The sequence below is a fragment of the Streptomyces sp. NRRL WC-3549 genome, assembly GCF_000721935.1.
Lineage (GTDB): Bacteria > Actinomycetota > Actinomycetes > Streptomycetales > Streptomycetaceae > Streptomyces.
The window spans coordinates 238,067-241,747 of record NZ_KL585394.1 but is presented as its reverse complement, the minus strand read 5'-3'; the positions used below and the strand labels follow the sequence as shown (position 1 = coordinate 241,747).

At 71.6% G+C, this 3,681-nt stretch carries 2 protein-coding genes and 2 pseudogenes; 1 reads left to right on the top strand and 3 read right to left on the bottom strand.

Annotated features, from left to right (window positions below; genetic code table 11):
• From IH13_RS0111835 to afsQ1, 3 genes and pseudogenes are all read right to left on the bottom strand, one after another.
• A pseudogene (locus IH13_RS0111835) lies at nt 1-349 on the bottom strand (hypothetical protein); the annotation flags it as partial.
• Nucleotides 349-1,972: pseudogene (locus tag IH13_RS37275) on the bottom strand (ATP-binding protein). The pseudogenes IH13_RS0111835 and IH13_RS37275, both read right to left, overlap by 1 nt.
• Nucleotides 1,969-2,646, bottom strand: a complete 678-nt coding sequence (gene afsQ1, locus IH13_RS0111825; protein ID WP_199814633.1) for a two-component system response regulator AfsQ1 — start codon at nt 2,644-2,646, stop codon at nt 1,969-1,971. Before afsQ1 ends, IH13_RS37275 begins: the two are co-directional and overlap by 4 nt.
• A gap of 202 nt (nt 2,647-2,848) precedes the next feature.
• On the opposite strand from afsQ1, the gene IH13_RS0111820 reads away from it, so the two are divergent.
• Complete coding sequence (locus tag IH13_RS0111820; RefSeq protein WP_082317575.1) at nt 2,849-3,598, top strand: SigE family RNA polymerase sigma factor; 750 nt, start codon at nt 2,849-2,851, stop codon at nt 3,596-3,598.
• Nucleotides 3,599-3,681: the final 83 nt, after the last annotated feature.

Below are 3,681 nucleotides of genomic sequence, written 5' to 3'. Positions count from 1 at the left end.
ATGTGTATAAGAGACAGGCCCACAGGCGGTCGGTCCCCGACGCGTCGGCCTCGACCGTGCGCTCGACCGGCGCCAGCTGGGAGGCGCACACGAGGTAGACCTCGACCGTCAGGGTCTTCGAGGACCGGTCACCGCCGCCGGCCCCGTCGGTCGTACGGCACGACACCCGTGACGGGGCCGCCCCGGCGTCCACCGGAACCGAGGTGCTCCGGATCCCGCACCCGGCGGCCAGCGCCACGCAGGCCAGGGCGGCGGTGAACGCGGCGGCCCGCCCGGGACGGGCTCCGGCGGCCGTACGGGCACCGCGCCGGGCGCCGCGGCGGGTGCCGTACGAGCGCTCGCTGCGCATCACGTCGTGTCGTCCTTCCCCATCGCGCCGCGGCCCGGCTCCCCGGAACGGCCGGCGTCCCGCTCCCGTCCCGCGCCGCGGTCCACGTCCTGGTCCTCCTCGTCCCGTCCCGCGTCGCGGTCCTCGTCCGCGGGGCTGCTGCCGGCCGGCCGGCCGGCGTCGCGCGGCAGCCGCAGGGAGGAACACGGCGCCGTCGCCGTCCGGCGAGTTGTACGCCGTGATGTCGCCCCCGTGGATGTGGGCGTTCTCCATGGCGATCGAGAGGCCCAGCCCGCTGCCCTCGGAGCGCGGCCGGGAGGCGCTCGCCTTGTAGAAACGGTCGAACACGTGCGGCAGGACCTCCTCGGGGACCCCCGGGCCGTGGTCCCGCACCTCGATGGTCAGCTCGTCGTCGTCGGCCCGCACCGCCACCCGGACCGGCGAACCGCCGTGCTTGAGCGCGTTGCCGATGAGGTTCGCCAGGATGACGTCCAGCCGGCGCGGATCGAGCCGTGCCATGAGGCCCCGCTCGGCGTCCAGGTCGACGGCGTCCAGCCACGCCCGGGCGTCGATGCAGGCGGTGACCTGGTCCGCGACGTCCACCGTGTCCAGGACCAGCCGGGCCGTGCCCGCGTCGAAGCGTGTGACCTCCATCAGGTTCTCGACCAGGTCGTTCAGCCGCCGGGTCTCGCTGACCACCAGGTGCACGGCGGGCGCGATCATCGGATCCAGGTTGTCCGCCTCGTCCTCCAGCACCTCCGCGACCGCGGTGATCGCCGTCAGCGGGGTGCGCAGCTCGTGCGACATGTCGGCGACGAACCGCCGGCTCGACTCCTCACGGGCGCTCATGTCCGCGACCGTCTTCTCCAGCGAGCTCGCAGCCCGGTTGAACGTCCGTGACAGATCGGCCAGTTCGTCCGTGCCGGAGACCACCAGGCGGGTGTCGAGCTTGCCCTCGCCGAGCTTGCGGGCGGCATCGCCCAGCCGCTGCACCGGCCGCAGCACGGTCGTCGCCGCAGCCTGCGCGAGCAGGGCCGAACCGATGAGCGCCAGAGCGGTGGCCACACCCAGCGACCAGGCCAGCGAGTTGAGGTCCTGCCGCTCCTGGTCGAGGGACTTGAGCATGTACCCGGTCGGGCCCCCGCCGATGATCTTCGTGCCGGCCACCAGGTACGGGGTGCCGTTGATGCTCGTACGCTGCCAGAACAGGTGGTACTCGAAGGAGTCGCCGTTCTTGAGCGGCTGCTTCCGGTTCACCTGCCTCTGCAGCGACTCGGGCACGTCCTGCTTGGTGAACGCGTCGAGGTCCGAGGAGCCCACGACCGGCTTCCCGTCGTGGGAGTCGACCAGCAGCACGTGGTAACCGGCACCGCTGCTCGCCATCTGCTCGGCCGCGTCCCGCAGTTCGGTCGCCGTCAGCCGGGTCGGCAGCGAGCCCGCGCGGTTCTGCATCTGCCGCCGGAAGTCACCGAGCGCCGCGTCCTGGGTACGGGTCAGGACCGCCTCGCGGTTGAGCCAGTACGCGATGCCCGACGCGGAGACCGCCGCCACCAGGGCCACCAGCGCGAACACGATCAGCAGCCGCAGCCGCAGACTGGTCCAGCGAAGACCCGCGAGGAAGGAGCGTCGTGCGGCACCGCTCACGAAGGCGAGTCCAGCCGGTAGCCGACACCGCGCACGGTACGGATCAGGGTCGGCGAGGACGGCACGTCCTCCACCTTCGCGCGCAGCCGCTGGACGCACGCGTCCACGAGCCGTGAGTCACCGAGGTAGTCGTGTTCCCACACCAGCCGCAGCAACTGCTGCCGTGACAGCGCCTGTCCGGGCCTGCGGCTCAGCTCCAGCAGGAGGCGCAGTTCGGTCGGGGTGAGCTGAAGGTCCTCGCCGTTCTTCGTGACGGTCATCGCCGAACGGTCGATGACCACGCTGCCGAAGGTCGCCGAGTCGGTGGACTCCCGCTCGCCCCGGCGCAGCACCGCGCGGATACGGGCGTCGAGCACCCGGCCCTGCACGGGTTTCACCACGTAGTCGTCGGCCCCGGACTCCAGACCCACCACGACGTCGATGTCGTCGCTGCGGGCCGTCAGCAGGATGATCGGCAACTGGTCGGTGCGCCGGATGCGGCGGCAGACCTCGAAACCGTCGATCCCGGGGAGCATCACGTCCAGTACGACCAGGTCGGGCCGCTGCTCGCGGAGCAGCTCCAGGCCGTCCTCTCCCGTCGCCGCGGTGGCCACACGGTGGCCCTGGCGAGACAGCGAGAGTTCGAGGGCCGTGCGGATGGCGTCGTCGTCCTCGATCAGCAACAGGAAAGGCACGGAGGCCATTGTGGCCCATAGGGGTGTCACAGTTCGACAGTGCTCCCCCCTTGATCGCCCCACCGGGGTGGGCCGAAGGGCCCGCAGAGCCCTGACCTGCCTTGTGACAGCCCTGTGACAGTCGGGGGACAGGGCCATGAAATCGCCCCGGCAAGCTCGTTGGCACAAGGAACGGACGAACTCCACCGATGGGGGGCGTGAGATGAACGCACTGCACAGCACCACCTCAAGCGCAGTTGTCACGCGCCTCCACGACGCCGGTCGGAGCGCGGAGAAGTCCGGCACCGGGGGAGGGCGGGGGTGCTTCCGTGGTGCCGGGCGTCAGCACTCGCCGCACCTGGCGATGGTTGACGTGCCCAAGGGGGCGAACGGGGGCCCCGCGTACGGGGAGGGCCCGGGGGAGCAGAAGCCCCTGGCGGGGGCGGAGAGCGCCGAAGCGGCGTTCACGGCCTACGTCCAGGAGCGGCGCGCCTCCCTGTACGCGACCGCCTACCACCTGACCGGAGACCGGTTCGAGGCCGAGGACCTGCTGCAGAGCGCCCTCTTCTCGACGTACCGGGCGTGGGACCGGATCACGGACAAGGCGGCGGTCGGGGGTTACCTCCGCCGCACCATGACGAACCTGCACATCAGCGCCTGGCGCAGGCGCAAGCTGAACGAATACCCGACCGAGGAGCTGCCGGAGACGGTGGGCGACACGGACGCGATGCGCGGCACGGAGCTGCGGGCGGTGCTGTGGCAGGCGCTCGCCCGGCTGCCCGAACTCCAGCGCACCATGCTGGTCCTGCGGTACTACGAGGGCCGCACGGACCCGGAGATCGCGTCGATACTCGGCATCAGCGTCGGCACGGTGAAGTCGAGCATCTGGCGGTCGCTCCGCCGGCTGCGTGAGGACGAGGTCCTCAGCTTCGGCCGTGACGAGGAGGAGTCCTTCGGCGAGCTGGTGGCCTGAAGGCGTACGGGGGGAAACGGGGGGACAACGGGGGGCAGGGACCGCGGCTCCGGGGGGAGGCCGCGGTACGGGGGAACGGGGGG

Excerpts from the sequence above, each read along its gene's own strand:
- IH13_RS0111820 (WP_082317575.1), top strand. The coding sequence starts at position 2,849 with ATGAACGCACTGCACAGCACCACCTCAAGCGCAGTTGTCACGCGCCTC.